The organism is Schaalia odontolytica, assembly GCF_024584435.1.
In the GTDB taxonomy this organism is placed as follows: domain Bacteria; phylum Actinomycetota; class Actinomycetes; order Actinomycetales; family Actinomycetaceae; genus Pauljensenia.
This window is the reverse complement of record NZ_CP102197.1, coordinates 1,412,623-1,438,974: the sequence shown is the minus strand read 5'-3', so window position 1 is coordinate 1,438,974 and position 26,352 is coordinate 1,412,623. Positions and strand designations below refer to the sequence as shown.

Sequence of the window (26,352 nt, the reverse complement as noted above, 5' to 3'; positions counted from 1 at the left end):
AACGCAGTCCACCAGGACGGAGTCAGGTATGGGGCGTGGAACTCCTGAGGGGCGGCGGATGCGGGGGAGTACCGTGGAAATATTGCCGCAGTGGTGTGTGGAGTCGAGCCACCCGAAGAACTTCCGGAACGTGCTGTAGTAAGCATGTCTCGTTTCGTTAGCCCACGCTCGTGTACCGCACCACTCGACCAGGGACCCGGGATCGAGTTCTGTGGGAGGTATATCGGGGAACGCGCGGGCCAGTTGGAGTACATGGTTGCGTTTGGTGTGGATTGAGGTCGCAACGAGCCCTTGAGAGCGCAGGAAGACGATGAAGTTGTCAACGTGCCCCTCCCACATGAGAGGGGTCGGTAGTTCCAAGACATGATGACGTTGAGTGTTCATAGTCCTCAACGTTTCCATCTACGTGGAAATGATGGGACCCAGCGTCCGCAGCTGGCAATAGTGGCAATGCTTGCGTAGCTGGCAGTGCCGGTAACACTGGCATAAGTGGCAATGCTGGCAAATGGGCAAGAACATCGAGGATTACCAGGGTTGCCAGTAAAGAAAAACCGCGGAAATCCGAGACATATCCGTCGGTCGTCGGTTCAAGCCCGACTTGGGGCACCAATGACCGGGCGGTGCGATGGGCGCGCCCGCCTGTCAGGCGCGAGCACCCTCTTGACGCCAGGAGAGGGGGACACGCCGCCGCGGCCTCGTCCCGTGAATCCCTGCACATAACACAAGCTGCCTTGACTCGCGACGCGACTCACGGTAGCCTGAGTATTTGCGCCTTATCATGCCCGAGGTGACCCGTATCCAGCCGCCGTAACAGGCGCTTGGCGGACCAGGACGCGTCAGATAATGGGGGATAAGGCCGCGTGCGCACCGTAAAAGCAGGGAAGGACCCCCTTTGGCTGCCAACAGCACCGCCAAACAGCCCAGGCACCGCATCTCGTTCGCCAAGCTTCACGAACCCCTCCAGGCCCCCAATCTGCTCGGCCTTCAGGTCGAAAGCTTCGACTGGCTGCTGGGCAACGACGCGTGGAAGGCTCGCGTCGAAGCCGCGCAGGCATCCGGCCGAGGAGACGTCCCCGACGTCTCCGGCCTCGAAGAAATCTTCCATGAGATTTCCCCCATCGAGGATGTCGCAGGCACCATGAGCCTGTCGTTCCACGACCACCGCCTCGAATCCCCCAAGTACTCCATGGAGGAAGCCAAGGCCAAGGACTACACGTACTCCGCCCCCATGTACGTGACCGCCGAGTTCATGAACTATGAAACCGGCGAGATCAAGTCCCAGACCGTGTTCATGGGCGACTTCCCGCTCATGACCCCGCGCGGCACCTTCATCATCAACGGCACCGAACGAGTCGTCGTCTCCCAGCTCGTTCGTTCCCCCGGCGTGTACTTCGAGAAGCTCTCGGACCGCACCACGGACAAGGAGACCTTCGGCGCGAAGGTCATCCCCTCGCGAGGCGCGTGGCTCGAGTTCGAGATCGACAAGCGCGACGCGGTGGGCGTGCGCATCGACCGCAAGCGCAAGCAGTCGGTCACCCACTTCCTCAAGGCCATCGGCATGACCGAATCTGAGATTCGCGACACCTTTGCCGCCTACCCGGTCCTCCTCGAAACCCTCGAGAAGGACACGGTGTCCACCCAGGAAGAAGCCCTGCTCGACATCTACCGCAAGCTGCGCCCCGGCGAGCCCGCGAACGTCGACGCCGCCCAGACGCTGCTCAACAACTTCTACTTCGACTCCCGCCGCTACGACCTGGCGAAGGTGGGCCGCTACAAGATCAACAAGAAGTTGGCCATCGAGGCCGACCCCAAGGCCTCGACCCTCTCCCTCGAGGACATCGTCGCCACCGTCAAGTACCTCCTCGCCCTGCACCAGGGCGATAAGGCGTTCGCCGGCACCCGCGGCGGCGAGCCCGTTGAGGTCCGCGTCGAGGTCGACGACATCGACAACTTCGCCAATCGTCGTATCCGCGCCGTCGGCGAACTCATCCAGGGGCAGGTTCGCACTGGCCTGGCGCGCATGGAGCGCACCGTTCGCGAGCGCATGACCACCCAGGAAACGGACTCGATCACGCCCCAGACGCTGATCAACATCCGCCCCGTCGTGGCCGCCATCAAGGAGTTCTTCGGAACCTCCCAGCTCAGTCAGTTTATGGACCAGAACAACCCGCTGGCCGGCCTGACCCACAAGCGGCGCCTCTCGGCCCTCGGCCCCGGCGGCCTCTCACGCGACCGCGCGGGCATGGAAGTGCGAGACGTTCACCCCTCGCACTACGGTCGCATGTGCCCGATTGAGTCCCCCGAAGGCCCCAACATCGGCCTCATCGGTTCGCTCGCGACCTTCGCGCGCATCAACCCCTTCGGCTTCATCGAGACGCCCTACCGCGTCGTCGAGGCCGGCAAGGTCACCGACGAGATCCGCTACCTGACGGCGGACGACGAGAAGGGCCACTTCATCGCCCAGGCCTCGTCCCCGCTGAACGCCGACGGCTCCTTCGCCGAACGCGACGTCCTGTGCCGAGTCGCCGGCGAGGACCCCACCCTGATCGCGCGCGAACGCGTCGACTACATGGACGTCTCCGCGCGCCAGATGGTCTCCGTTGCGGCGGCGTTCATCCCCTTCCTCGAGCACGACGACGCCAACCGAGCCCTCATGGGCGCGAACATGCAGCGTCAGGCCGTGCCGCTGCTCACCACGGAAGCACCCCTGGTCGGCACCGGTATGGAGATGCGCGCCGCGCACGACTCCGGTGAAATGATCCTCGCGGCCCACTCGGGCGTCGTCTCCGAGGTCTCCGCCGACCTGATCGTCGTGTCCACGGACGAGGGCGGCCGCGACTCCTACCGCCTCGAGAAGTTCGAGCGTTCCAACCCCGGTAACTGCACCAACCAGCGCGTTATCGTCGACGAGGGTGACCGTGTCGAGGTCGGAGACGTCCTGGCGGACGGCCCCGCAACCTCCAACGGCGAGGTCGCACTCGGCAAGAACCTGCTGGTCGCCTACATGTCCTGGGAAGGCCTCAACTACGAGGACGCCATCATCCTGAGCCGCCGCGTCGTCGAAGAGGACATCCTGACCTCCATTCACATCGAGGAATACGAGGTTGATGCCCGCGAGACGAAGCTCGGCGAGGAAGAGATCACCCGCGACATCCCCAACGTCTCCGAGGAATCCCTCGCCGACCTGGACGAGCGCGGCATCATCCGCATCGGCGCCGAGGTCACCGCCGGCGACATCCTCGTCGGCAAGGTCACCCCCAAGGGCGAAACCGAGCTGACCAGCGAGGAGCGCCTGCTGCGCGCCATCTTCGGTGAGAAGGCCCGCGAGGTGCGCGACACGTCCCTGCGCGTCCCCCACGGCGAAGAGGGCATCGTCATCGGCGTGCGTGAATTCAACGACGACGAGGACGACCTCAACCCCGGCGTGCGCCAGACCGTGCGCGTCTACGTCGCCCAGCGGCGCAAGATCACGATCGGCGACAAGATGGCCGGCCGTCACGGAAACAAGGGCGTCGTCTCCAAGATCCTGCCCGTCGAGGACATGCCCTTCCTGGCCGATGGCACCCCCGTCGACATCATCCTCAACCCCCTGGGCGTTCCGGGCCGCATGAACGTCGGTCAGGTGCTCGAGTACCACCTCGGGTGGCTCGCACACCAGGGCTGGGATGCCTCGGCGGCCGTTGAGGCGGGCGAGGAGTGGGCGACGCACCTGCCCGCCGACGGCGTCACGACCGAGCCGGGTACGCCCGTTGCGACCCCGGTCTTCGACGGCCTCGAGGCCGACGAACTCGCGGGACTGCTGCGCAACGTTAACCCTAACCGCGACGGCGACGTCCTGACCAACTACGAGGGGAAGGCGCGCCTCTTCGACGGGCGCTCCGGCGAACCGTTCCCGTACCCGATCTCGGTGGGCTACACCTACATGCTCAAGCTCCACCACCTGGTCGACGACAAGATCCACGCCCGCTCCACGGGCCCGTACTCGATGATCACGCAGCAGCCGCTGGGCGGTAAGGCCCAATTTGGCGGCCAGCGCTTCGGCGAGATGGAGGTGTGGGCGCTGGAAGCCTACGGCGCCGCCTACGCCCTCCAGGAGCTGCTGACCATCAAGTCCGACGACACCACCGGCCGCGTCAAGGTGTACGAGGCCATCGTCAAGGGCGAGGACATCCCCGAGCCCGGCATCCCCGAGTCCTTCCGAGTCCTCATCCAGGAAATGCGCTCGCTGTGCCTGAACGTCGAAGCCCTCGACGCGGCCGGCAACGTCATTGACCTGCGCGAACAGGACGAAGACTTCAATGCGCGTGAGGACCTGGGCATCACCCTCGATGCCCGTCCGAACGCTGCGGCGACCATCGATGCGATCTGATAGGGAGAGATAACTTTGCTGGACGCCAAAACGTTCGACAGCCTGAAGATCACCCTGGCCACCGGCGACAACATCGCCGAATGGAGCCACGGTGAAGTCAAGAAGCCGGAGACCATCAACTACCGCACGCTCAAGCCCGAGCGCGACGGCCTGTTCGGTGAGCAGATCTTCGGTCCCACGCGCGACTGGGAATGCGCGTGTGGCAAGTACAAGCGTGTGCGCTACAAGGGCATCATCTGCGAGAAGTGCGGAGTCGAGGTCACTCGCTCCCGCGTCCGCCGTGAGCGCATGGGGCACATTGACCTCGCCGCGCCCGTCACGCACATCTGGTACTTCAAGGGAGTTCCCTCCCGCCTGGGCTACGTGCTCAACCTCGCGCCCAAGGACCTCGAGAAGGTCATCTACTTCGCGGCCTACATGATCACCGAGGTCGACGAGAAGGGCCGCCACGAGGATCTGGCCGAACTGCGCGCCGAGCTCGAGGTGCAGAAGAAGCAGATGGAGAACAACCGCGACGCCACCATCAACGACTTCGCGGAACAGCTCGAATCCGACATGGCCGCCCTCGAGAAGGACGGCGCCTCCCAGGCCGAGCGCGAGCGCGCCCGCAAGCAGGGCGAGCGCGAGATGGCCAAGATCCGCCGACGTTTCGACGGCGACATCGATGGCCTGGAGGCCGTGTGGGAGCGCTTCAAGGACCTCAAGGTCGGCGACCTCGAAGGCGACGAGCGCCTCTACCGCGCCATGGTCGCCCGCTACGGCACCTACTTCAAGGGCGACATGGGGGCGGCAGCCATCCAGAAGCGCCTCGAGACCTTCGACCTGGAGGGTGAGGTCGCCGCGCTGCGCCAGACCATCGCCTCGGACTCCGGTCCGCGCAAGGCCCGCGCCATCAAGCGCCTGAAGGTCATCAACGCCTTCGTCGCCACCGGAAACTCCCCGGCCTCCATGGTTCTCACCAAGATTCCCGTGATTCCGCCGGACCTGCGCCCCATGGTTCAGCTCGACGGTGGTCGCTTCGCGACCTCCGACCTCAACGACCTGTACCGTCGCGTCATCAACCGCAACACCCGACTCAAGCGTCTGCTTGAGCTGGGCGCCCCCGAGATCATCGTCAACAACGAGAAGCGCATGCTTCAGGAATCCGTTGACGCCCTCTTCGACAACGGCCGACGTGGACGCCCCGTCGCCGGACCGGGCAACCGCCCGCTCAAGTCGATCTCGGACATGCTCAAGGGCAAGCAGGGTCGTTTCCGCCAGAACCTGCTCGGTAAGCGCGTTGACTACTCCGGCCGAAGCGTCATCGTCGTCGGCCCGCAGCTGCAGCTGCACCAGTGTGGTCTGCCCAAGCAGATGGCTCTGGAGCTCTTCAAGCCCTTCGTCATGAAGCGCCTGGTGGAGAAGAACTACGCGCAGAACGTCAAGGCCGCCAAGCGCAAGGTCGAGCGCCAGCGCCCCGAGGTGTGGGACGTCCTCGACGACGTCATCCGCGAGCACCCGGTGCTGCTCAACCGCGCGCCCACGCTGCACCGCCTCGGCATCCAGGCGTTCGAACCCCAGCTCATCGAGGGTAAGGCCATCCAGCTGCACCCCCTCGCCTGCGGCGCGTTCAACGCCGACTTCGATGGCGACCAGATGGCCGTTCACCTGCCGCTGGGAGCCGAGGCGCAGGCGGAGGCCCGCATCCTCATGCTGTCGACGAACAACATCTTGAAGCCCTCCGATGGACGCCCCGTGGCCATGCCCTCGCAGGACATGATCATCGGTCTGTTCCACCTGACCTCGAACCCCGACCCGTCGGTCCCGGTCGAGAAGGATAAGGACGGCAACCCCGTGGTTCCGTACTTCTCCAGCCAGGCGGAAGCTCAGATGGCCTTCGACGCCGGCAACCTGGACCTGAACGCGACCGCGCGGATCCGTTTCGCCGATGGCACCGTCCCGCCCGAGGGCTGGGAAGCCCCCGAGGGCTGGGAGCCCGGCGACGAGCTGATCCTCGAGACCAGCCTCGGCCGCGCGATCTTCAACGAGCAGCTGCCCACCGACTACCCGTTCGTCAACGAGGTCGTCGGCAAGAAGCAGCTCGGGAGCATCGTCAACACCCTGACGCAGCGCTACCCGAACGTCCTGGTCGCCGATTGCCTGGACGCCCTGAAGTCCGCCGGTTTCCACTGGTCGACCTGGTCGGGCATCACGATCGCGTTCTCCGACATTCAGGCCTCGCCGCGCAAGCGCGAGATCCTGGCCCGCTACGAGGCCAAGGCGGCCGAGATCGTCGAGCAGTTCGAGACGGGCATCATCCTCGAAGAGACCCGCTACGAGGAGCTCGTGAAGCTGTGGCTGCAGTGCACCGAGGAGGTCGCCGATGACATGCGCGCGAACTTCTCCGAGCGCAACACCGTGTACCGCATGGTGAACTCGGGCGCCCGAGGCAACTGGTCTCAGGTGCAGCAGATCGCCGGCATGCGCGGCCTCGTGTCCGACCCGAAGCAGAAGCTCATCGAGCAGCCGATCAAGGCGAACTACCGCGAGGGCCTCACCGTCCTCGAGTACTTCATCGCCACCCACGGCGCCCGTAAGGGTCTCGTGGATACGGCTCTGCGTACCGCCGAATCCGGGTACCTGACGCGGCGCCTCGTCGACGTCTCGCAGGACGTCATCGTTCGCGAGGCCGACTGCGGGACTCGCGCCGGCCTCAAGATCGACATTGCCCACAAGAACGACCTGGGACAGTGGGAGGCGTCCGAGACCATCGAGACGACCGCCTACGCCCGGAACCTCGCGCGCGACGCGGTGAACGAGGCCGGCGAGGTCGTCCTGCCCGCGGGCACGGACCTGGGTGACGACCAGCTCGCTCAGCTCGTCGAGGCGGGTGTCGAGCAGATCGTGTGCCGCTCGGTCCTCACCTGCGAGTCGCAGGTCGGCACCTGCGCGGCCTGCTACGGTCGCTCACTGGCCACCGGCAAGCAGGTCGACATCGGCGAGGCCGTCGGCATCATCGCCGCCCAGTCGATCGGCGAGCCCGGCACGCAGCTGACGATGCGTACGTTCCACACCGGTGGCGCTGCCTCCGCGGCGGACATCACGCAGGGTCTGCCTCGAGTCCAGGAACTCTTCGAGGCACGCAGCCCGAAGGTTGAAGCGAAGATGAACGAGGCCGCCGGCCGCGTCCACATCAACGACGAGGACCCGAGCGCCCGCAAGGTCATCATCACCCGTGATGACGGCAAGGAGGACCTGGTCATCGAGGTCTCGCGTCGCCAGAAGATGCTCGTGTCCGAGGGCCAGCACATCCAGGCCGGCACCCCACTGACCGAGGGCCAGCTGGACCCGAAGGAGATCCTGCGCATCATGGGGCGCAACGTGTCCCAGAAGATGCTCGTGGACGAGGTGCAGAAGGTCTACCGCGACCAGGGCGTGGGCATCCACGCCAAGCACATCGAGGTCATCGTGCGTCAGATGCTGCGTCGCGTCACCATCCTGGAACCCGGCGACACGACGTTCATGCCCGGCGAGCTCGTCGACCGCATGGCCTACCTGACGCAGAACCGCCGCGTCGCGGCCGAGGGCGGGCAGCCTGCCTCCGGTCGTCAGATGCTCATGGGCATCACGAAGGCCTCGCTCGCCACGGATTCCTGGCTCAGTGCCGCCTCCTTCCAGGAGACCACGAAGGTCCTGACGGAAGCCGCGATGAACGGCAAGTCGGACTCCCTGGTTGGCCTGAAGGAGAACGTCATCCTCGGTAAGCTCATCCCGGCCGGCACCGGCCTGTCGCGCTACAACGACGTGATCGTTGAGCCGACGGCCGAGGCGATGGCCAACTCGAACTACTCCGAGGCCGACTTCAGTGACGGCTCCGTGTCCGAGGACTTCCTCGACGCGCTGGGCGCCATCGACTTCGGCATGAACTTCCGCGAGTAGTCGGTGACATGACCGCGTGGGGCCCCGGCCTCGTCCGTGAGAACGTGACGAGGTCGGGGCCCTTTGCGCGCGTACGGCTGCGGTTGGTGCGTGCGGTGGGGGAGCATGCGGGTGTCGCCCCGGCCCCTGCCGGCGTGAACGCCACGCGACCACGGCCTCGTTCATGCGCGGCTTGGGCCGTCAGGTGGGACTGCGCGCCCGATGCGTGGCGCCTAGCACCCGCCGATGCGCGCGTAGCCCCGAGAGATCCGTTTGGGCCTCGATCCGCGTACGACTTGGAACGTCGATCGGGCTGCTTGCGTGGTGACCCATCAGGTGGCTGCATGAGCCCACCTGTGCGCACGTTAACCCACCGAGTGGCAGGTGGGCGCATGTGCCCAGCCTCCACTAGGTGGGTTTAGCTGCGCATTGGGGGGTTAACGCTGCCGGTAGGAGCGTTCGGAGGATGAGTTCCCGGGCTTCCCTGGTGCCGGGAGTTACCGGACGTTGTAGACATGTCTGAGCGGATAGCGGTGCAACGACGAGTGTTGCCAGAGCGATCACGGGGAGTCGTGAGAATGAGGAGGGACACATCAGTCGGCACGAGGTATCAGTCGGCCCGCCTGTCAGTGCATCTGGTGTTGTTCAAGCCACAGCCGCAGGCAGTCTTGCGGTACTTTCAGGTGCCCGATAGCCAGTTGTGTCGCCAGGTATTCGCGGAATGCGCCGAAGTCATCCGTGCTGTGCCAGCTCACCCGAATTATGCGCCACCCGTCGTTCACTAGTTCGTGCTGGCGTTTCAGCCATTTGTTGGTGTTATCGCGTACCTCCTCGTCGGTGCTACCGAATTTGGAGCGTCCATCCGGCTCGATCATCAGCTTCAGTTCTGGCAGGACGATGTCGCCAAAGTAGGTATGGTCTTCAACAGTGATCGGGAGCTGAGTGACAATACGGCCGCTGTACAGAGTGTTGACGAACCACAAGATTGCTGCTTCGAAAACGTTGTCGCATCCACCATCAGCCTTACGAAGAACAGTGTGTGCGCGGAGGTAATGTGGGTGGTGCGGCTGCCGGGATAGTTCTTGATGCATCTCTTCGCGTATGCGTTCGCATCGGCGTCGAGACTCCTCCAGATCGAAGCGGTCGAAGCGTGACAGCGTGTGCATGACCATGCATGTGGCAACGAATCCGGTGAGTGGTTCGTCGTTGAGCGCGAGGCGAACAGCCGCTTCAATGGGTGATTCGGCTTCGAGTGTGTCAACGGTGGTGACATTCCTCGGTCGCCGTGCCCGGCTGATGATGTTCGCCCGAGGGACAGTTGTTCGAGGATGTCGAACCGCGTGAAAGGGTGTCGCACGAAGGCGTGTCTCGCTCGGCCATACCTCGACATCTGGATTGGCAGACCATGTGGGGATTCCGTGCAGCAACAAAGCGCTGTTACCGGTAAAGACCAGGCGCTGTGTGCACTGGTAAGCAAGGGCGTGGAGGCGAGAGATGTTAATGATGTTCCATAGCTTCCAGGGCGGAGCCTGCTCATCATTGTGGAGCCGAATCCTGTAGCCGCGCCGAATTGTCAGAACCTCCGGGTCGTTGACGATGTTGCGTCGACTGTGTCGATGCGTACGGAATGACTCTATGATCATCATGTCGATGGTATAGACGACAACGGCGCGAGCAATCCAATGCTCCGACCGTGCCTGTGGAAAACGCTGTTGGGCGCGGCAGCTGTGGACAACGTGTGGGATGGCCTTGTCGCCCGAACGAGCGTCGGCTGCCTCGAAGGCGGGAGGGGGGTGTTGCAGAGGGCAACGACGTTGTGCTTGCGTGGTGGCCCATCAGGTGGCCGCATGAGCCCACCTGTGCGCACGTTAACCCACCGAGTGGCAGGTGGGCGCATGTGCCCAGCCTCCACTAGGTGGGTTTAGCTGCGCATTGGGGGTTAACGCTGCCGGTAGGAGGGCCCAGCGGTCGGCTCGTAGGGGATCCGGCAGGTTTGAGGGTGATTCACGAGGCATGTGCCCTCCTGGGAGGACGCGCCATCGGCCTCGGCGACGCCACGGGTTCCGGCGACGCCACTGGTCGAGCTGGAAGTGCCTACCCCACCCTCCCGCGTGACAGATTGTGCGCACAATCCGACAGATCAGACGGCCCGTTACCTCCCCTGCGAACCAGCAGGGTTGGATAGGACGTGGCGGCTCCCAACTGCCCTCAGGTCTCAGGCGACCCGTGTCGATGCGGACAGATGAGGGGTGGTTCAGGGCGCGGCACCGCTCTGGGATGCAGGGCTTTGGAACTGAAAGAGGACAATCAACATGCTTTCCATCAACTGGTCTGATGTGTGGAAGATGGTTGAGTCGATCAAGGTTCCCTTGATCGTCATCGGCGTGGCGCTGGCGCTCGCCATCATCGTCTCCCTCGCTGTTGTCAAGGTGGGCAAGCCTGCCCGCAAGCTCGCGCGCTCGACCGCCTGGGTCGCGGCGTTCGTCGCGTTCGTCATGGCCATCGTGTCGATGCTGTACGGCGGCTTCAAGACGGTACTGGATCTCGCCGCAGGCACGGGCGCCCTCACTGCCGCGTCGAAGGCTCAAGTCGAGGCCCTGGGTAACGACATCTCCGACGAGGGCATGGTCCTCCTGAAGAACGACAACGGTGCTCTGCCGCTGGCGAAGGGATCCGCGATCAACGTGTGGGGCTGGGGCTCAACGAACCCGATCTACGGCGGCACCGGCTCGGGCTCCCTGTCGAAGGACAACCCGACGACGACCCTCCTGGACGGCCTTCACAACGCTGGCTTCACCACGAACGATGAGCTGACGAACCTGTACACCTCCTACCGCGGCGAGCGCCCCGAGGTCGGCATGTTTAAGGCCGACTGGTCGCTTCCCGAACCCACACGGGACAAGTACTCCGACGACCTGCTCTCCAATGCCACAGCCTTCGGTGACACCGCGATCGTGACGATCGCCCGCTCGGGCGGTGAGGGCTTTGACCTGCCCCGCGACGTCAACCAGGAGATGGCGAGCAACCCGTACTTCAGCTACACGAACAACTCCGAGGAGGTCGCGGACTTCGAGGACGGCCAGGGCTACCTCGAGCTGACGCGTCCCGAGAAGGACATGATCGAGCTGGCGAAGAAAACCTCGACCAGGACGGTCGTCGTCATCAACGCCGCCAACGCGTTCCAGCTGGGCGAGCTCCAGGATGACCCGGAGATCGACGCGATCGTGTGGGCGATCCCCGGCGGCCAGGTTGGCTTCAACGCGCTGGGGCGCATCCTGGACGGCGAGGTCAACCCCTCGGCCAAGACCCCCGACACGTTCGCGCGCGACATCAAGGCGGGCCCCGCAGCCAACAACTTCGGCGACTTCCAGTACACGAACATGACGGAGTTCGCCCAGGACGACCCCTTCAACAAGGGCACCCAGACGCAGCCGTCCTTTGTCAACTACTCGGATTCGATCTACGTCGGCTACCGCTGGTACGAGACTGCCGCCGCTGAGGGAGTCATCGATTACGCGAACGCGGTCGTCTATCCCTTCGGCTACGGCCTGTCCTACACGACATTCTCCCAGTCGATGAGCGACATGACGGTCGACGAGGCCACGGGAACCATGTCCGCCGATGTGACCGTGACGAACACGGGCCAGGTCGCCGGGAAGGACGTCGTGCAGATCTATGACAACCCGCCCTACTCGGACGGTGGCATCGAGAAGACCGCCGCGAATCTGCTGACGTTTGAGAAGACGAAGCTGCTGGAGCCCGGTGAATCCCAGACCCTGACCCTCACCTGGAAGCGCGACGCGCTGGCCTCCTACGACTCGGTGAATGCGAAGGCCTACGTGCTTGAGGCCGGCGACTACAGGATCTCCGCGCGCTCCAACTCGCACGACGTCGTCGACGAGAAGACGTACACGGTGGATGCGACGCAGACCTTCAACACCGCCGACAGCACGCACGACGGTGACCAGGTCGTGGCCACCAACCACTTCGACGACGCGGCGGGCGACGTCACCTACCTGTCCCGCGCCGGCCGCTTCGCCAACCTCGCGGAGGCGACTGCAGCCCCCACGAGCTTCGAAATGAGTGAGGCGAACAAGGCGACGTTCCTCGCGACGTCGAACTACGACGCGGCAGCCGCCGACGCCGACAGCACCGCGACGATGCCCACCACGGGTGCCAAGAACGGCCTCGTCCTGGGAGACCTCGCGGGCCTCGACTACGACGACCCGAAGTGGGACCAGCTCCTCGACCAGCTGACCGTCAAGGAGATGAACACCCTGATCTCCAAGGGCGGCTACGGCTCCCCGGCGATCTCCTCGATCGGCAAGCTGCGCGTCTCCGACGTGGACGGCCCCGCCTCGCTGAACAACAACTTCACGGGTGTCGGCTCGATCGGCCTGCCCTCAGCGGTGTCCGTAGCGGCCACCTTCAACAAGGAACTCGCGCGTTCCTTCGGTGACGCGATCGGCACGATGGCGCACGACATGCAGGTGTCCGGCTGGTACGCGCCGGCCACGAACACGCACCGCTACGCCTACGCGGGACGTAACTTCGAGTACTTCTCGGAGGACCCGGTCCTGGCCGGAACGCTGGTCGCCGAGGAAATCAAGGGCGCGCAGGCCAAGGGCGTGTACGCCTTCCTCAAGCACTTCGCCCTCAACGACCAGGAAACCAACCGCACGCACATGCTGGCGACCTGGACGAACGAGCAGGCGATGCGCGAGATCTACCTGCGTCCCTTCGAAATCGGCGTCAAGGACGGCGGCGCGCACGCAATCATGAGCGCGTTCAACTACATCGGCACGAAGTACGCGGGTGCGAACTCGGCACTGCTCAACAACGTCCTGCGCGACGAGTGGGGCTTCCGCGGCATGGTCCTCACCGACTACTTCGCTGGCTACGGCTACCAGAACGCCGACCAGATCACGCGAGGTGGCGGCGACATGATGCTGGCCACGATCGACATGCCGATCTCTACGGTCAACGTGCAGGATGCAGCTGGCGTCAGCTCTCTGCGCCGCGCATCGCACAATATCCTCTACACGGTCGCCAACTCGTGGATGTACGAAAACGGCCAGCCCGAGGTCAGCCGCAACGCGTGGGAGTACATCACCTGGGTGGTGGCAGGCGCCGCGATCCTCGCGCTGCTCGGCCTTGAGGTGGTGGCGATCCGCCGCTACCGCGCTCGCAAGGGGGAGGCCGTGGTCGCCGTTGAGCAGTCCGCTTCGATCGACGAGGCCGGAGCCGAGAAGGCGCAAGAGTGACCGATCCGGGATTGACCGTTGCTCGTGCCTCCCTCGGGTGGCACTGAGGATCCTTCACCCGTGGCGGAGGGGCCCGCAGGCAAGCGCCTGCGGGCCCCTCCGCATTTCCGCAAGGATCGAGGCCGGGCACATTCGAGGCACACGTGAGTAAAGAAGTCGCGTGCAACGGTAGATGCGCACGAGGACGCGCAGGGACAATACCCGGCCCGTGCCTCGTTGATGAGGGGGGAAACACAACGCAGCCCCTTTGACGGATCGGGACGCTGCCCGCTATCCTTGTGGATGGTTCCCGCCTCTGCGGGATCTCTGTGCCCGGGAAACCGGGAGCGGGCTCCGTCCGTCGGAGCTCCGGGCGTCATTCTCTGACCCTCGTGGTTATCATGGCGCGCCGGCCCCCAGCGGACACGTGTGCCCACACGGGGGTCATGCAGTCGCGGAAGACTGACAATCAGGGCCGCCCCTCGAAGTGAGGGGAGGCCGCCGACGGAAAGAAACTGGAGACCCAGTGCCTACCATTCAGCAGCTCGTCCGCAAGGGACGTGTCTCGAAGCGCGCGAAGGTGAAGACCCCCGCGCTGAAGGGCTCCCCCCAGCGTCGCGGCGTGTGCACCCGCGTGTACACCACCACGCCGAAGAAGCCGAACTCGGCTCTGCGAAAGGTCGCTCGTGTGCGCCTATCGTCCGGCATCGAAGTCACCGCGTACATCCCCGGTGAGGGCCACAACCTGCAGGAGCACTCGATCGTGCTTGTGCGCGGTGGTCGTGTGAAGGACCTGCCCGGCGTGCGCTACCGCATCGTCCGCGGCTCGCTCGACACCCAGGGTGTCCGCGGCCGTCAGCAGGCTCGTTCCCGTTACGGCGCGAAGAAGGAGAAGAAGTAATGCCTCGTAAGGGCCCCGCTCCCCGTCGCCCCCTCGTCGATGACCCGGTCTACGGCTCCAAGGTCGTGACCCAGCTGGTCAACCGCGTTCTCCTCGACGGCAAGAAGACCGTCGCCGAGCGCATCGTCTACGGCGCCCTCGAAACCGTTCGCGAGCGCACCGAGCAGGATCCCGTCTCCGTGCTCAAGCGCGCTCTCGAGAACATCCGCCCGGCCCTCGAGGTTCGCTCCCGCCGCGTCGGCGGTGCGACCTACCAGGTCCCCGTCGAGGTTCGCCCCGCGCGCGCCACGACGCTGGCCCTGCGCTGGCTGGTTGACTTCTCGCGTCAGCGCCGCGAGAAGACCATGACCGAGCGTCTCGCCAACGAGATCCTCGACGCCTCCAACGGCCTCGGTGCCGCTGTGAAGCGCCGTGAGGACATGCACAAGATGGCTGAGTCCAACCGCGCCTTCGCGCACTACCGCTGGTGATGTAAAGACGAGGCCTGGGCAACCGGGCCTCGTCTCACGCAGCTTTCACACCCATTACTTCGAACGAAGGAACCACACTCGTGGCACTAGAGGTGCTGACGGATCTCAACAAGGTCCGCAACATTGGCATCATGGCTCACATCGATGCCGGCAAGACGACCGTGACCGAACGAATCCTGTTCTACACGGGCATCAACTACAAGATCGGCGAGACGCACGACGGCGCCTCGACCACCGACTGGATGGAACAGGAAAAGGAACGCGGCATCACGATTACGTCCGCCGCCGTTACCTCTTTCTGGAACGGTAACCAGATCAACATCATCGACACCCCCGGTCACGTTGACTTCACCGTTGAGGTTGAGCGCTCCCTGCGCGTCCTCGACGGCGCTGTCGCCGTGTTCGACGGCAAGGAGGGCGTTGAGCCCCAGTCCGAGACCGTGTGGCGTCAGGCCGACAAGTACGACGTCCCGCGCATCTGCTTCATCAACAAGATGGACAAGATGGGCGCCGACTTCTACTTCTCGGTTGGCACCATCCGCGACCGCCTGCACGCGACCCCGATCGTCATGCAGATCCCGATGGGTGCCGAGAACGACTTCGTCGGCAACATCGACCTGCTGACCATGGAGGCCCTGACCTACCCGGCCAAGGACGACAAGGGCAACGACACGCTCGGCTCCATCGTCGAGCGCGGCCCGATTCCCGCCGAGTACCAGGAAAAGGCTGAAGAGTACCGTGAGGCGCTCGTTGAGGCCGCGGCCGAAGGCTCGGACGAGCTGACCGAAGCCTACCTGGAGAACGGCGAGCTCACGATCGAGCAGATCAAGGAAGGCATCCGCCTTCTGACCATCTCCTCGCGCGCCTTCCCCGTCTACTGCGGTACCGCTCTGCGCAACATGGGCGTGCAGCCCGTCCTCGACGCCGTCGTGGACTTCCTGCCCTCCCCGCTCGACATCGGCGACGTTCGCGGCTTCCTCCCCGGTTCTGAGACCGAGGAAGAAACTGAAGTTCGTAAGCCCGACGAGAACGAGCCCTTCTCCGCTCTGGCGTTCAAGATCGCCGCTCACCCCTTCTACGGCAAGCTCACCTTCATTCGTGTGTACTCCGGTAAGGTCGAGTCCGGCTCCCAGGTCCTCAACTCGACCAAGGGCAAGAAGGAACGCATCGGCAAGATCTTCCAGATGCACTCCAACAAGGAGAACCCCGTCGACGTGGCGCACGCTGGCCACATCTACGCGGTGATCGGCCTGAAGGACACCACGACCGGCGACACGCTGTGCGCGATGGACAAGCCAATCGTGCTGGAGTCGATGACGTTCCCCGCCCCCGTTATCCAGGTCGCCGTCGAGCCCAAGTCGAAGGCCGATCAGGAGAAGATGGGCGTCGCCATCCAGAAGCTGGCGGAAGAGGACCCGACGTTCACCGTCGAGCTCGACGCCGAGACCGGCCAGACGATCATCGGTGGCATGGGTGAGCTTCACCTGGACATCATCGTCGATCGTATGCGTCGTGAGTTCAAGGTCGAGGCCAACGTCGGTAACCCGATGGTTGCCTACCGCGAGACCATTCGCAAGACGGTCGAGAAGTACGAGTACACGCACAAGAAGCAGACCGGTGGTTCCGGTCAGTTCGCGCGCGTCATCATCGCGCTCGAGCCGCTTCCGGCCGACTCCGAGGAAGAATACATGTTCGAGGACAAGGTCACCGGTGGCCGTGTTCCGCGCGAGTACATCCCCTCGGTTGATGCGGGCATCAAGGATGCCATGCAGTCCGGCGTTCTGGCCGGCTACCCGATGGTCGACATCAAGGCCACGCTCCTCGACGGCGCCTACCATGAGGTTGACTCCTCCGAAATGGCGTTCAAGGTGGCTGGCTCGATGGCCCTGAAGGAAGCGGCCAAGAAGGCCAACCCCGTCCTCCTCGAGCCGATCATGGCCGTCGAGGTTCGTACTCCCGAGGAGTACATGGGCGATGTGATCGGCGACCTCAATTCTCGCCGTGGCCAGATCTCGTCAATGGATGAGCAGCACGGCGTGCGCGTCGTCAAGGCTCAGGTGCCGCTGTCCGAGATGTTCGGCTACGTTGGCGACCTGCGCTCCAAGACGCAGGGCCGCGCTGTCTACTCCATGGAGTTCGACAGCTACGCCGAGGTTCCGCGCGCCGTCGCGGATGAGATCGTCGGCAAGTCTCGGGGCAACTGAGTCCCACCGGGGGCTCGCGGGGCAGGGTGACCCGCCCTGCGAGCCGCCTCACACACAAGTAAACCCAGTAGGTCTCTAGCCCCATGGGTGTTAAAGTGACACCTAGCCGTAGGCTGAGAATATCTACCCGAGTCCAGGAGGACACAAGTGGCGAAGGCCAAGTTTGAGCGCACCAAGCCGCACGTCAACATCGGCACGATTGGTCACGTTGACCACGGCAAGACGACGCTGACGGCAGCAATCACCAAGGTGCTGCACGACAAGTACCCCGATCTCAACGAGTTCACCCCCTTCGATCAGGTCGACAACGCTCCCGAGGAGCGCGACCGTGGCATCACGATCAACGTCTCCCACGTTGAGTACCAGACCGAGGCGCGTCACTACGCGCACGTTGACGCCCCCGGCCACGCCGACTACGTCAAGAACATGATCACCGGCGCTGCCCAGATGGACGGCGCGATCCTCGTGGTCGCCGCCACCGACGGCCCCATGGCTCAGACCCGCGAGCACGTCCTGCTCGCCCGCCAGGTTGGCGTTCCCACGATCCTCATCGCCCTCAACAAGGCCGACATGGTCGACGACGAGGAAATGATGGAGCTGGTTGAGGAAGAGTGCCGCGACCTGCTGGAGTCCCAGGACTTCGATCGCGACGCCCCGATCATCCAGGTGTCCGCTCTGAAGGCCCTCGAGGGCGACCCGGAGTGGGTTGCCAAGATCGAGGAGCTCATGGACGCGGTGGATTCCTACATCCCCACCCCCGAGCGCGACATGGACAAGCCCTTCCTCATGCCCATTGAGGACGTCTTCACGATCACCGGTCGTGGCACGGTCGTCACCGGTCGTGTTGAGCGTGGCAAGCTGCCCATCAACTCCGAGGTCGAGATCCTCGGTATCCGTGAGCCCCAGAAGACCACGGTTACCGGTATCGAGATGTTCCACAAGTCCATGGACGAGGCCTGGGCCGGCGAGAACTGTGGTCTGCTCCTCCGCGGCACCAAGCGCGACGAGGTCGAGCGTGGCCAGGTCGTGGCCGTTCCCGGCTCCATCACGCCCCACACCGAGTTCGAGGGCCAGGTCTACATCCTCAAGAAGGAAGAGGGTGGCCGCCACAACCCCTTCTTCTCGAACTACCGTCCGCAGTTCTACTTCCGTACCACGGACGTGACCGGCGTCATCACCCTCCCCGAGGGCACTGACATGGTCATGCCTGGCGACACCACCGAGATCTCCGTTGAGCTGATCCAGCCCATCGCCATGGAGCCCGGCCTTGGCTTCGCCATCCGTGAAGGTGGCCGCACCGTTGGTTCCGGTCGCGTCACCAAGATCATCAAGTGAATCAACCGCTGAGCGAGTTTTAGCAATGATTCGCTGCTGATCCAGCGGCATCGGGGACCCCGCTTCCGTAAGGAGGCGGGGTCCCTCGCTATTCACGCGACGTGGCGTGCCACGCAAGCGGCGCGTGGGCGAGTGGGGCGCCGGTCCTCGCCGACGATGTACGTGCCTCGCGCGAGGCCGCGGTGCGCGCGAATCAAGCGTCCCGCGAAGCGGTGATTCCGCACCGCGGCGTACAACCGGCGGTTGTGACGAACAACGGGTTGCGACACGCCCGAGTGCGGGGTACGGTAGTTTCCTGGTGACGGTCGGCGCCGCTCAGCGTGGCCGAGATCGGCACCATCGCCACTCTGTCGGTGGTTTCACATGCGAGAGTTCCCGTTCCGGTTTGTACTCGCGGGTGGAACTCTGACAGAATGGCACGGTTGCCCCAGCGTCTCTGGGGTGGTCCATGCGTGCCATCGCGCATGGATCGGGCAATATGCCCAAGATCTTTGGACAAGACGTCGGTCCGTCGCGAGCGATCGCGAGCACAACGGCTGCGACACGCCCGAGTGCGGGGACCGGCGGCGAATCTGTACGAGAAGAGGTAAGACGGCATGGCGGGACAGAAGATCCGCATCCGGCTCAAGTCGTATGACCACGAGGTCATCGACAGCTCCGCGCGCAAGATCGTGGACACCGTACAGCGTGCGGGCGCCACGGTCGTGGGCCCGGTGCCGCTGCCGACCGAGAAGAACGTTTTCGTTGTCATCCGGTCGCCCCACAAGTACAAGGACAGCCGCGAGCACTTTGAAATGCGCACGCACAAGCGGCTCATCGACATCATCGATCCGACCCCCAAGGCCGTCGATTCGCTCATGCGCCTCGACCTGCCTGCGGACGTCAACATCGAGATCAAGCTCTGAGGACATCTGCAATGACTAACAAGAAGCAGCACGCTGCCGCGCCCATGAAGGCGCTGCTCGGCCGCAAGATCGGCATGACCCAGGTATGGGACGCCGACGGCCACCTCGTGCCCCTGACTGTCGTGCAGGTCGGCACCAACGTCGTCACCCAGGTTCGCACCGTTGAGGTTGACGGCTACTCCGCAATCCAGCTTGGCTTCGGTGAGATCGACTCCCGCAAGGTCACCAAGCCCCTGCTGGGCCACTTCGAGAAGGCCGGGGTCGCCCCCCGTCGCCACCTCGCCGAGGTCCGTACGTCCGAGCACGACTCCTACGAGCTGGGCCAGGAACTTGACGCCACCGCCTTCGAGGCTGGCCAGTCCGTCGACGTTTCCGGCACCACCAAGGGCAAGGGTTTCGCCGGCGTCATGAAGCGTCACGGCTTCGCCGGCGTGTCCGCCTCCCACGGCGCGCACCGCAACCACCGCAAGCCCGGTTCGATCGGCGCATGCGCGACCCCCGGTCGCATCTTCAAGGGCCTGCGGATGGCCGGCCGCATGGGCGGCAACCGTCGTACTGTCCAGAACCTGACGATCCAGGCCGTGGACGCCGAGAAGGGCCTGCTGCTCATCAGCGGCGCCATCCCGGGTCCCAAGAACGGCGTGGTCCTGGTTCGCTCCTCCGTGAAGGGTGCGTGATCATGGCTGACGATCGTAACGTCGACGTCATCGACCTGACGGGCAAGAAGGCCGGCTCGGTGAGCCTGCCCGGCTCCATCTTTGACGTTCCCACCAACATTCCGCTGATGCACCAGGTCGTCGTCGCTCAGCTTGCGGCCGCCCGCCAGGGCACACACGCGACGAAGACCCGCGGCCAGGTTGCCGGCGGCGGCAAGAAGCCGTTCCGCCAGAAGGGCACGGGCAACGCTCGTCAGGGCTCGATCCGTGCACCGCACTTCACCGGCGGCGGCATCGTTCATGGGCCCCAGCCGCGTGACTACGACCAGCGCACCCCCAAGAAGATGAAGCAGGGCGCCCTGCGCTCCGCTCTGTCCGATCGTGCGCGCGCCGACCGCATCCACGTCGTCACCGCCCTGTTCGAAGGCGAGAAGCCCTCGACCAAGGCCGCTCTCGCCGCACTGCGCGCGATCGTCGAGGACCGCCAGGCTCTCGTCGTCCTCGAGCGCGGCAACGAACTGACCGCGCTGTCCCTGCGCAACGTTCCCGAGGTTCACGTCCTGTGGGCCGACCAGCTGAACACGTACGACGTCCTGGACGCCGACGACATCGTCTTCACGCAGGCCGCCCTTGAGTCCTTCCTCGGTACCAAGGAGGAGACCAAGTGAGCTCGATCGAAGCGGGCAAGAACCCCCGCGACATCATCCTGAAGCCGGTCACCACCGAGAAGTCGCTCGCCCTGATGGACCTGGGCAAGTACACCTTCGAGGTTGACCCCCGCGCGAACAAGACCGAGATCAAGATCGCCCTGGAGCGCATCTTCGGCGTCAAGATCGGTTCCATCGCGACCCAGAACCGCAAGGGCAAGACCTACCGCACCCGAGGCGGGATCGGTAAGCGCAAGGACGTCAAGCGTGCCATCGTCACCGTGCGTGAGGGCACCATCGACATCTTCGGCGATCAGGCCTGAGGACCGAAGGGACATTTGAACAATGGGAATTCGCAAGTACAAGCCCACGACCCCGGGCCGTCGCTTCTCGTCCGTCTCTGACTTTGTCGAGATCACCCGCGACACGCCCGAGAAGTCGCTGCTGCGCCCGCTGCACAAGACCGGTGGCCGTAACAACAACGGTCGCGTGACCTCCCGTCACCGTGGCGGCGGTCACAAGCGCCAGTACCGCGTGATCGACTTCCGTCGTCACGACAAGGACGGCGTCCCGGCGACGGTCGCGCACATTGAGTACGACCCCAACCGCACCGCCCGCATCGCTCTCCTGCACTACGCGGATGGCGAGAAGCGCTACATCCTCGCTCCGACCGGCCTGAAGCAGGGCGATCAGATCGAGGCCGGCGTCGGCGCCGACATTAAGCCCGGCAACTCGCTGCAGCTGCGCAACATTCCCCTGGGTACCGTTGTGCACGCCGTTGAGCTCTACCCGGGCGGTGGCGCGAAGATCGCTCGCAGCGCCGGCACCTCCGTGCAGCTCGTCGCCAAGGAGGGTCGCTTCGCCCAGCTGCGTATGCCCTCCGGCGAGATCCGCAACGTCGAGGCCACCTGCCGCGCGACGATCGGCGAGGTCGGCAATGCCGAGCAGTCGAACATCAACTGGGGCAAGGCCGGTCGCATGCGCTGGAAGGGCAAGCGTCCGCACGTGCGTGGCGTTGTCATGAACCCGGTCGATCACCCGCACGGTGGCGGCGAAGGCCGCACCTCCGGTGGTCGTCACCCCGTGTCGCCTTGGGGCAAGCCCGAGGGCCGTACGCGTCGTCCGAAGAAGGCGTCCGATCGTTTGATCGTCCGCCGTCGCAAGACCGGCAAGAACCGCTGAGTAGGAGTCGATTGAAATGCCGCGTAGTTTGAAGAAGGGCCCGTTCGTCGACGACCACCTGCTCAAGAAGGTCGACGCCGCGAACGAATCCGGCTCGAAGAACGTCATCAAGACCTGGTCGCGTCGCTCGGTCATCACCCCGGACTTCCTGGGCCTGACCATCGCCGTCCACGACGGCCGTAAGCATGTGCCCGTTTTCGTCACCGAGTCGATGGTGGGCCACAAGCTCGGAGAGTTCGCTCCCACGCGTACCTTCCGCAGCCACGACAAGGACGATCGTAAGGGACGTCGGCGCTGAGCCGACCCCACGGAAGAAGAGGCATATACATGGAAGCCAAGGCGCAGGCGCGTTTCATCCGCGTCACGCCCCAGAAGTCCCGTCGCGTTGTGAACGAGGTTCGCGGCAAGGGCGTTCTGGAGGCCGCCGACATTCTGCGGTTCGCTCCGCAGGCCGTCGCCACCGATGTCCGCAAGGTGCTCCTGAGCGCCGTCGCCAACTCGAAGGTCAAGGCGGAGAACGCCGGCGAAACCTTCAACGAGGCCGACCTGCTCATCCTGGAGGCTTACGTGGACGAGGGTCCGACCATGAAGCGTATTCGTCCCCGTGCTCAGGGACGCGCCGGTCGCATCCTCAAGCGCACCTCCCACATCACCATCGTGGTGGGGACCAAGGAAGACAAGAAGAAGGGAGACCGCTGACATGGGCCAGAAGGTCAATCCCCGCGGGTTCCGTCTGGGAATCACCACGGACCACCGGTCTCGTTGGTTCTCCGACTCCACCACCAAGGGACAGCGCTACGCGGACTACGTGGCCGAAGACGTCGCGATCCGCAAGTTCTTGACCGACAACCTCGAGCGCGCCGGCATCGCCGAGGTGAGCATTGAGCGCACGCGCGACCGCGTTCGCGTCGACCTGCATACCGCTCGCCCGGGCATCGTGATCGGTCGCCGCGGAGCCGAGGCCGACCGCCTGCGCGTGCAGCTCGAGAAGCTGACGGGCAAGCAGGTCCAGCTCAACATCCTCGAGGTGAAGAACCCCGATCTCGAAGCGCAGCTCGTCGCCCAGGGCATCGCGGAGCAGCTCGCTGCTCGCGTGTCCTTCCGTCGTGCGATGCGCAAGGGCATTCAGTCGGCTCAGCGCGCCGGCGCCAAGGGCATTCGTGTCCAGGTGTCGGGTCGTCTGGGCGGCGCGGAAATGTCCCGTTCCGAGTTCTACCGCGAGGGCCGCGTGCCGCTGCACACCCTGCGCGCGAACATCGACTACGGATTCCACGAGGCGCGTACGACCTTCGGTCGCATCGGCGTCAAGGTGTGGATCTACAAGGGTGACCTGACCGAGCGCGAGTTCGCTCGCCAGCAGGCCGAGCACGCCCAGCGTGGCGGCCGTCGCGATGGTCGCCGTGGCCCCCGCCGCGGCGGACGCCCCAACCAGGAGACCGCTTCGCAGCAGGCCCCCCGTGAGGCTCAGGCCTCCGAGGCCGCTGCGTCCACAACCGGAACGGAGGCCTGAGCCCCATGCTCATTCCCCGTCGGACTAAGTACCGCAAGCAGCACCGTCCTCACCGCACTGGCTTCGCCTCCGGTGGCACCGAACTCGCGTTCGGCGACTACGGCATCCAGGCCTTGGAGAGTGCGTACATCACCAACCGTCAGATTGAGGCGGCCCGTATCGCCGTCACCCGTCACATCAAGCGTGGCGGTAAGGTCTGGATCAACATCTTCCCGGACCGTCCTCTGACCAAGAAGCCCGCCGAAACACGAATGGGTTCCGGTAAGGGTGCACCGGAATGGTGGGTTGCCCCCGTCAAGCCCGGACGCGTCATGTTCGAGCTGGCAGGCGTCCCCGAGGAGCTCGCTCGCGAAGCCCTCAGCCGTGCCCAGCACAAGCTTCCTATCAAGACCCGCTTCGTGGTCCGAGAGGGTGGTGACATCTGATGGCAGATAAGGGTCTGACCACCGATCAGCTCGATGCCATGGACAACTCCCAGCTGTCCAAGGAGCTCGAGAAGGCCAAGGCAGAGCTGTTCAACCTGCGTTTTGCGCAGGCCATCGGCAACCTCGAGGATCACGGTCGCATGAAGACCGTGCGCCGCGACATTGCCCGGATCTACACCATCGCGCGTGAGCGGGAGCTCGGCTACCGCACCGCCCCGAACACTGAGGAGTGAGCCTGATGGCAGAAACCACCGCTCGCAGTGAGCGTAAGGTCCGTCGCGGCTACGTCGTCAGCGACATGATGGACAAGACCGTTGTCGTGCGAATCGAGGACCGCGTCAAGCACGCGCTCTACGGCAAGGTCATGCGCAAGAACAAGAAGGTCAAGGTTCACGACGAGCACAACGAGTGCGGCGTCGGCGATCTCGTCCTCATCATGGAGACCCGCCCGCTGTCGGCCACCAAGCGCTGGCGCGTTGTGGAGATCCTCGAAAAGGCGAAGTGACCTTCGCTCACAGACCGAAATCCGTTCGGCAAGGCTCGACCGGGACAATCCGGAAGAGAACCGGCACGACGACAGGAGTCAATAGAAAATGATCCAGCAGGAGTCGCGACTGAAGGTCGCCGACAACACAGGGGCCAAGGAGATCCTGACCATCCGTGTTCTCGGTGGCTCGGGTCGGCGCTACGCGGGTATCGGCGACACGATCGTCGCCACCGTGAAGGACGCCATTCCCGGCGGCAACGTCAAGAAGGGCGAAGTCGTCAAGGCAGTGATCGTTCGCACGCGTAAGGAAACCCGCCGCCCCGACGGTTCCTACATTCGTTTCGACGAGAATGCGGCCGTCATCATCAACAACAATGGCGAGCCGCGTGGCACGCGCATCTTCGGTCCCGTGGGCCGCGAGCTGCGCGAGAAGAAGTTCATGCGCATCGTCTCCCTCGCTCCGGAGGTGATCTGATCCATGGCAGCCAAGATTCGCAAGAATGACCTCGTCGAGGTCGTTCGCGGACGCACGTGTGACGAGAAGGCGCTGGCCAAGCGCAACGCCCGCCGCGCTGAAGAGGGCCTCGAGCCTTTGAAGCCCGGCGACAAGGGCAAGCAGGGCCGCGTCATCCAGGTGTTCCCCGAGGAGGGCAAGGTCCTCGTCGAGGGTGTCAACCTGAAGACTCGCCACGTGCGCCAGGGCCAGCAGGGCAGCGCCGGCGGCATCGAGACCATCGAGGCCCCCATCTCCCTGTCCAAGGTCGCTCTGGTCGACCCCGAGACCAAGAAGCGCGTTCGTGTCGGTTTCCGCGAGGATACCGTCGAGCGCGGTGGCCGCACCCGTACCGTGCGAGTTCGCGTGACTCGCGGCGGCGCCAAGCGCGGCGTTGAGCAGGGCAAGGAGATCTGAGCATGGCCCCGCGTCTGAAGGAAAAGTACGTCTCCGAGATCCGCGAGGCGCTCCGTGCGGAGTTCAAGCACGAGAACGTCATGCAGGTCGGCGGACTGACGAAGATTGTCGTCAACATGGGTGTCGGCGAGGCCGCTCGCGACTCGAAGGCACTCGAGGGCGCTATCCGCGACCTCACCGCGATCACCGGCCAGAAGCCCGTGACCACCCGCGCCAAGAAGTCCATCGCGCAGTTCAAGCTGCGCGAAGGTCAGGCGATCGGCGCCCACGTCACGCTTCGCGGCGATCGCATGTGGGAGTTCCTGGACCGCCTCCTGTCGACGGCGCTTCCCCGCATCCGTGACTTCCGCGGACTGTCCTCCAGGCAGTTCGACGGTCACGGCAACTACACCTTCGGTCTCACGGAGCAGTCGATGTTCCACGAGATCGACCAGGACTCGATCGACCGAGTGCGCGGCATGGACATCACGGTTGTCACCTCGGCCACCAATGACGAAGAGGGTCGCGCCCTTCTGCGTCACCTCGGCTTCCCGTTCAAGGAGGACTGACCCATGGCCAAGACATCCCTGAAGGTCAAGGCTGCCCGCAAGCCGAAGTTCGGCGTGCGTGCCTACACCCGGTGCAACCGTTGCGGACGTCCGCACTCGGTGTACCGCAAGTTCGGACTGTGCCGCGTGTGCCTGCGCGAGCTCGCCCACCGCGGCGAACTCCCCGGTGTCACCAAGAGCAGCTGGTAAAACGAACGTCGCAGGTCCCGGGCAACCGGAGAAACCGCGACGAGGAAGGGGAATAAACCCCCATGACAATGACAGACCCGATTGCAGATATGCTGACGCGTCTGCGCAACGCGAATCGTGCGCACCACGATGCGGTTTCGATGCCGTACTCCAAGCTCAAGAACGCGATTGCGAACATCCTGGTCGAGGAAGGCTACATTGCCTCGACCACCGTCGAGGATGCCCGCGTGGGCAAGACCCTGACGATCAACCTGAAGTACGGCTCGCACCGCGAGGCCGCGATCCAGGGGCTCAAGCGCGTGTCCAAGCCCGGTCTGCGCGTGTACGCCAAGTCCACCAACCTGCCCAAGGTCCGCGGCGGCCTCGGCGTGGCGATCCTGTCCACGTCCTCCGGCCTGCTCACCGACCGCCAGGCAGCCGAGAAGGGTGTGGGTGGGGAAGTCCTCGCCTACATCTGGTGATGAGGAGGCTGAA

24 protein-coding genes are annotated in these 26,352 nt (G+C 64.5%); 23 read left to right on the top strand and 1 reads right to left on the bottom strand.

The features are described 5' to 3' along the window. The first annotated feature begins 892 nt into the window (after window positions 1-892). Window positions 893-4,369, top strand: coding sequence for a DNA-directed RNA polymerase subunit beta (gene rpoB / locus NQK35_RS06340; protein WP_257113561.1), 3,477 nt, complete (start codon window positions 893-895; stop codon window positions 4,367-4,369). 15 nt (window positions 4,370-4,384) lie between these two features. Then, window positions 4,385-8,287, top strand: a complete 3,903-nt coding sequence (locus NQK35_RS06335) for a DNA-directed RNA polymerase subunit beta' (RefSeq protein ID WP_257113560.1) — start codon at window positions 4,385-4,387, stop codon at window positions 8,285-8,287. 605 nt (window positions 8,288-8,892) lie between these two features. Here NQK35_RS06335 and NQK35_RS06330 read toward each other — a convergent pair. Continuing rightward, the gene (locus NQK35_RS06330) at window positions 8,893-9,912 is read right to left on the bottom strand and encodes a hypothetical protein (RefSeq protein ID WP_257113559.1); all 1,020 of its coding nucleotides are present in this window, start codon (window positions 9,910-9,912) and stop codon (window positions 8,893-8,895) included. 666 nt (window positions 9,913-10,578) lie between these two features. On the opposite strand from NQK35_RS06330, the gene NQK35_RS06325 reads away from it, so the two are divergent. The 21 genes from NQK35_RS06325 (at window position 10,579) to rpsH (ending at window position 26,339) form a co-directional block, all read left to right on the top strand. Continuing rightward, entirely contained in the window at window positions 10,579-13,530 is a 2,952-nt protein-coding gene (locus NQK35_RS06325) for a glycoside hydrolase family 3 C-terminal domain-containing protein (protein ID WP_257113558.1), read from the top strand. 505 nt (window positions 13,531-14,035) lie between these two features. Beyond that, window positions 14,036-14,410 carry a 30S ribosomal protein S12 gene (gene rpsL / locus NQK35_RS06320; RefSeq protein WP_003790639.1) on the top strand — a complete coding sequence of 125 codons (375 nt, stop codon included), beginning with the start codon at window positions 14,036-14,038 and terminating at the stop codon, window positions 14,408-14,410. Continuing rightward, window positions 14,410-14,880: a 30S ribosomal protein S7 gene (gene rpsG, locus NQK35_RS06315; RefSeq protein ID WP_009213199.1), complete on the top strand. Its 471-nt coding sequence runs from the start codon at window positions 14,410-14,412 to the stop codon at window positions 14,878-14,880. Before rpsL ends, rpsG begins: the two co-directional genes overlap by 1 nt. An 80-nt stretch (window positions 14,881-14,960) precedes the next feature. After that, the gene (gene fusA / locus NQK35_RS06310; RefSeq protein WP_009213200.1) at window positions 14,961-17,084 is read left to right on the top strand and encodes an elongation factor G; all 2,124 of its coding nucleotides are present in this window, start codon (window positions 14,961-14,963) and stop codon (window positions 17,082-17,084) included. A gap of 147 nt (window positions 17,085-17,231) precedes the next feature. Continuing rightward, window positions 17,232-18,419 (top strand): elongation factor Tu, encoded by a 1,188-nt coding sequence (gene tuf, locus NQK35_RS06305; protein ID WP_009213201.1) that lies wholly within the window; start codon window positions 17,232-17,234, stop codon window positions 18,417-18,419. A gap of 596 nt (window positions 18,420-19,015) precedes the next feature. Then, window positions 19,016-19,324 (top strand): 30S ribosomal protein S10, encoded by a 309-nt coding sequence (rpsJ, locus tag NQK35_RS06300; protein ID WP_003790631.1) that lies wholly within the window; start codon window positions 19,016-19,018, stop codon window positions 19,322-19,324. 11 nt (window positions 19,325-19,335) lie between these two features. Further along, a complete protein-coding gene (gene rplC, locus NQK35_RS06295) occupies window positions 19,336-20,001 on the top strand; it encodes a 50S ribosomal protein L3 (protein ID WP_009213202.1) in 666 nt (221 codons plus the stop codon). 2 nt (window positions 20,002-20,003) lie between these two features. Beyond that, on the top strand, window positions 20,004-20,648 hold the full coding sequence (gene rplD / locus NQK35_RS06290) for a 50S ribosomal protein L4 (RefSeq protein ID WP_048743021.1): 645 nt from the start codon (window positions 20,004-20,006) through the stop codon (window positions 20,646-20,648). Next, on the top strand, window positions 20,645-20,950 hold the full coding sequence (gene rplW / locus NQK35_RS06285) for a 50S ribosomal protein L23 (RefSeq protein WP_009213204.1): 306 nt from the start codon (window positions 20,645-20,647) through the stop codon (window positions 20,948-20,950). The genes rplD and rplW overlap by 4 nt, the downstream gene beginning before the upstream one ends. 22 nt (window positions 20,951-20,972) lie before the next feature. Next, window positions 20,973-21,809 (top strand): 50S ribosomal protein L2, encoded by an 837-nt coding sequence (rplB, locus tag NQK35_RS06280; RefSeq protein ID WP_009054709.1) that lies wholly within the window; start codon window positions 20,973-20,975, stop codon window positions 21,807-21,809. Between the two features lie 16 nt (window positions 21,810-21,825). After that, the gene (rpsS, locus tag NQK35_RS06275; RefSeq protein ID WP_003790621.1) at window positions 21,826-22,107 is read left to right on the top strand and encodes a 30S ribosomal protein S19; all 282 of its coding nucleotides are present in this window, start codon (window positions 21,826-21,828) and stop codon (window positions 22,105-22,107) included. 29 nt (window positions 22,108-22,136) lie between these two features. Next, window positions 22,137-22,508 (top strand): 50S ribosomal protein L22, encoded by a 372-nt coding sequence (gene rplV, locus NQK35_RS06270; RefSeq protein WP_009213205.1) that lies wholly within the window; start codon window positions 22,137-22,139, stop codon window positions 22,506-22,508. Window position 22,509: 1 nt separating this feature from the next. Further along, window positions 22,510-23,319 (top strand): 30S ribosomal protein S3, encoded by an 810-nt coding sequence (gene rpsC, locus NQK35_RS06265; protein WP_009213206.1) that lies wholly within the window; start codon window positions 22,510-22,512, stop codon window positions 23,317-23,319. A gap of 5 nt (window positions 23,320-23,324) precedes the next feature. Next, the gene (gene rplP, locus NQK35_RS06260) at window positions 23,325-23,744 is read left to right on the top strand and encodes a 50S ribosomal protein L16 (protein ID WP_009058543.1); all 420 of its coding nucleotides are present in this window, start codon (window positions 23,325-23,327) and stop codon (window positions 23,742-23,744) included. Beyond that, entirely contained in the window at window positions 23,744-23,977 is a 234-nt protein-coding gene (rpmC, locus tag NQK35_RS06255; protein ID WP_009213207.1) for a 50S ribosomal protein L29, read from the top strand. The genes rplP and rpmC overlap by 1 nt, the downstream gene beginning before the upstream one ends. Before the next feature lie 5 nt (window positions 23,978-23,982). After that, complete coding sequence (gene rpsQ / locus NQK35_RS06250) at window positions 23,983-24,249, top strand: 30S ribosomal protein S17 (protein ID WP_257113549.1); 267 nt, start codon at window positions 23,983-23,985, stop codon at window positions 24,247-24,249. A gap of 88 nt (window positions 24,250-24,337) precedes the next feature. Then, entirely contained in the window at window positions 24,338-24,706 is a 369-nt protein-coding gene (gene rplN, locus NQK35_RS06245) for a 50S ribosomal protein L14 (protein ID WP_009213209.1), read from the top strand. 3 nt (window positions 24,707-24,709) lie between these two features. After that, complete coding sequence (gene rplX / locus NQK35_RS06240; protein WP_009213210.1) at window positions 24,710-25,141, top strand: 50S ribosomal protein L24; 432 nt, start codon at window positions 24,710-24,712, stop codon at window positions 25,139-25,141. 2 nt (window positions 25,142-25,143) lie between these two features. Further along, window positions 25,144-25,689 (top strand): 50S ribosomal protein L5, encoded by a 546-nt coding sequence (rplE, locus tag NQK35_RS06235; RefSeq protein WP_009213211.1) that lies wholly within the window; start codon window positions 25,144-25,146, stop codon window positions 25,687-25,689. Between the two features lie 3 nt (window positions 25,690-25,692). After that, window positions 25,693-25,878, top strand: a complete 186-nt coding sequence (locus tag NQK35_RS06230) for a type Z 30S ribosomal protein S14 (RefSeq protein WP_003790603.1) — start codon at window positions 25,693-25,695, stop codon at window positions 25,876-25,878. 62 nt (window positions 25,879-25,940) lie between these two features. After that, window positions 25,941-26,339, top strand: coding sequence for a 30S ribosomal protein S8 (gene rpsH, locus NQK35_RS06225; RefSeq protein ID WP_009213212.1), 399 nt, complete (start codon window positions 25,941-25,943; stop codon window positions 26,337-26,339). Window positions 26,340-26,352 lie beyond the last annotated feature (13 nt).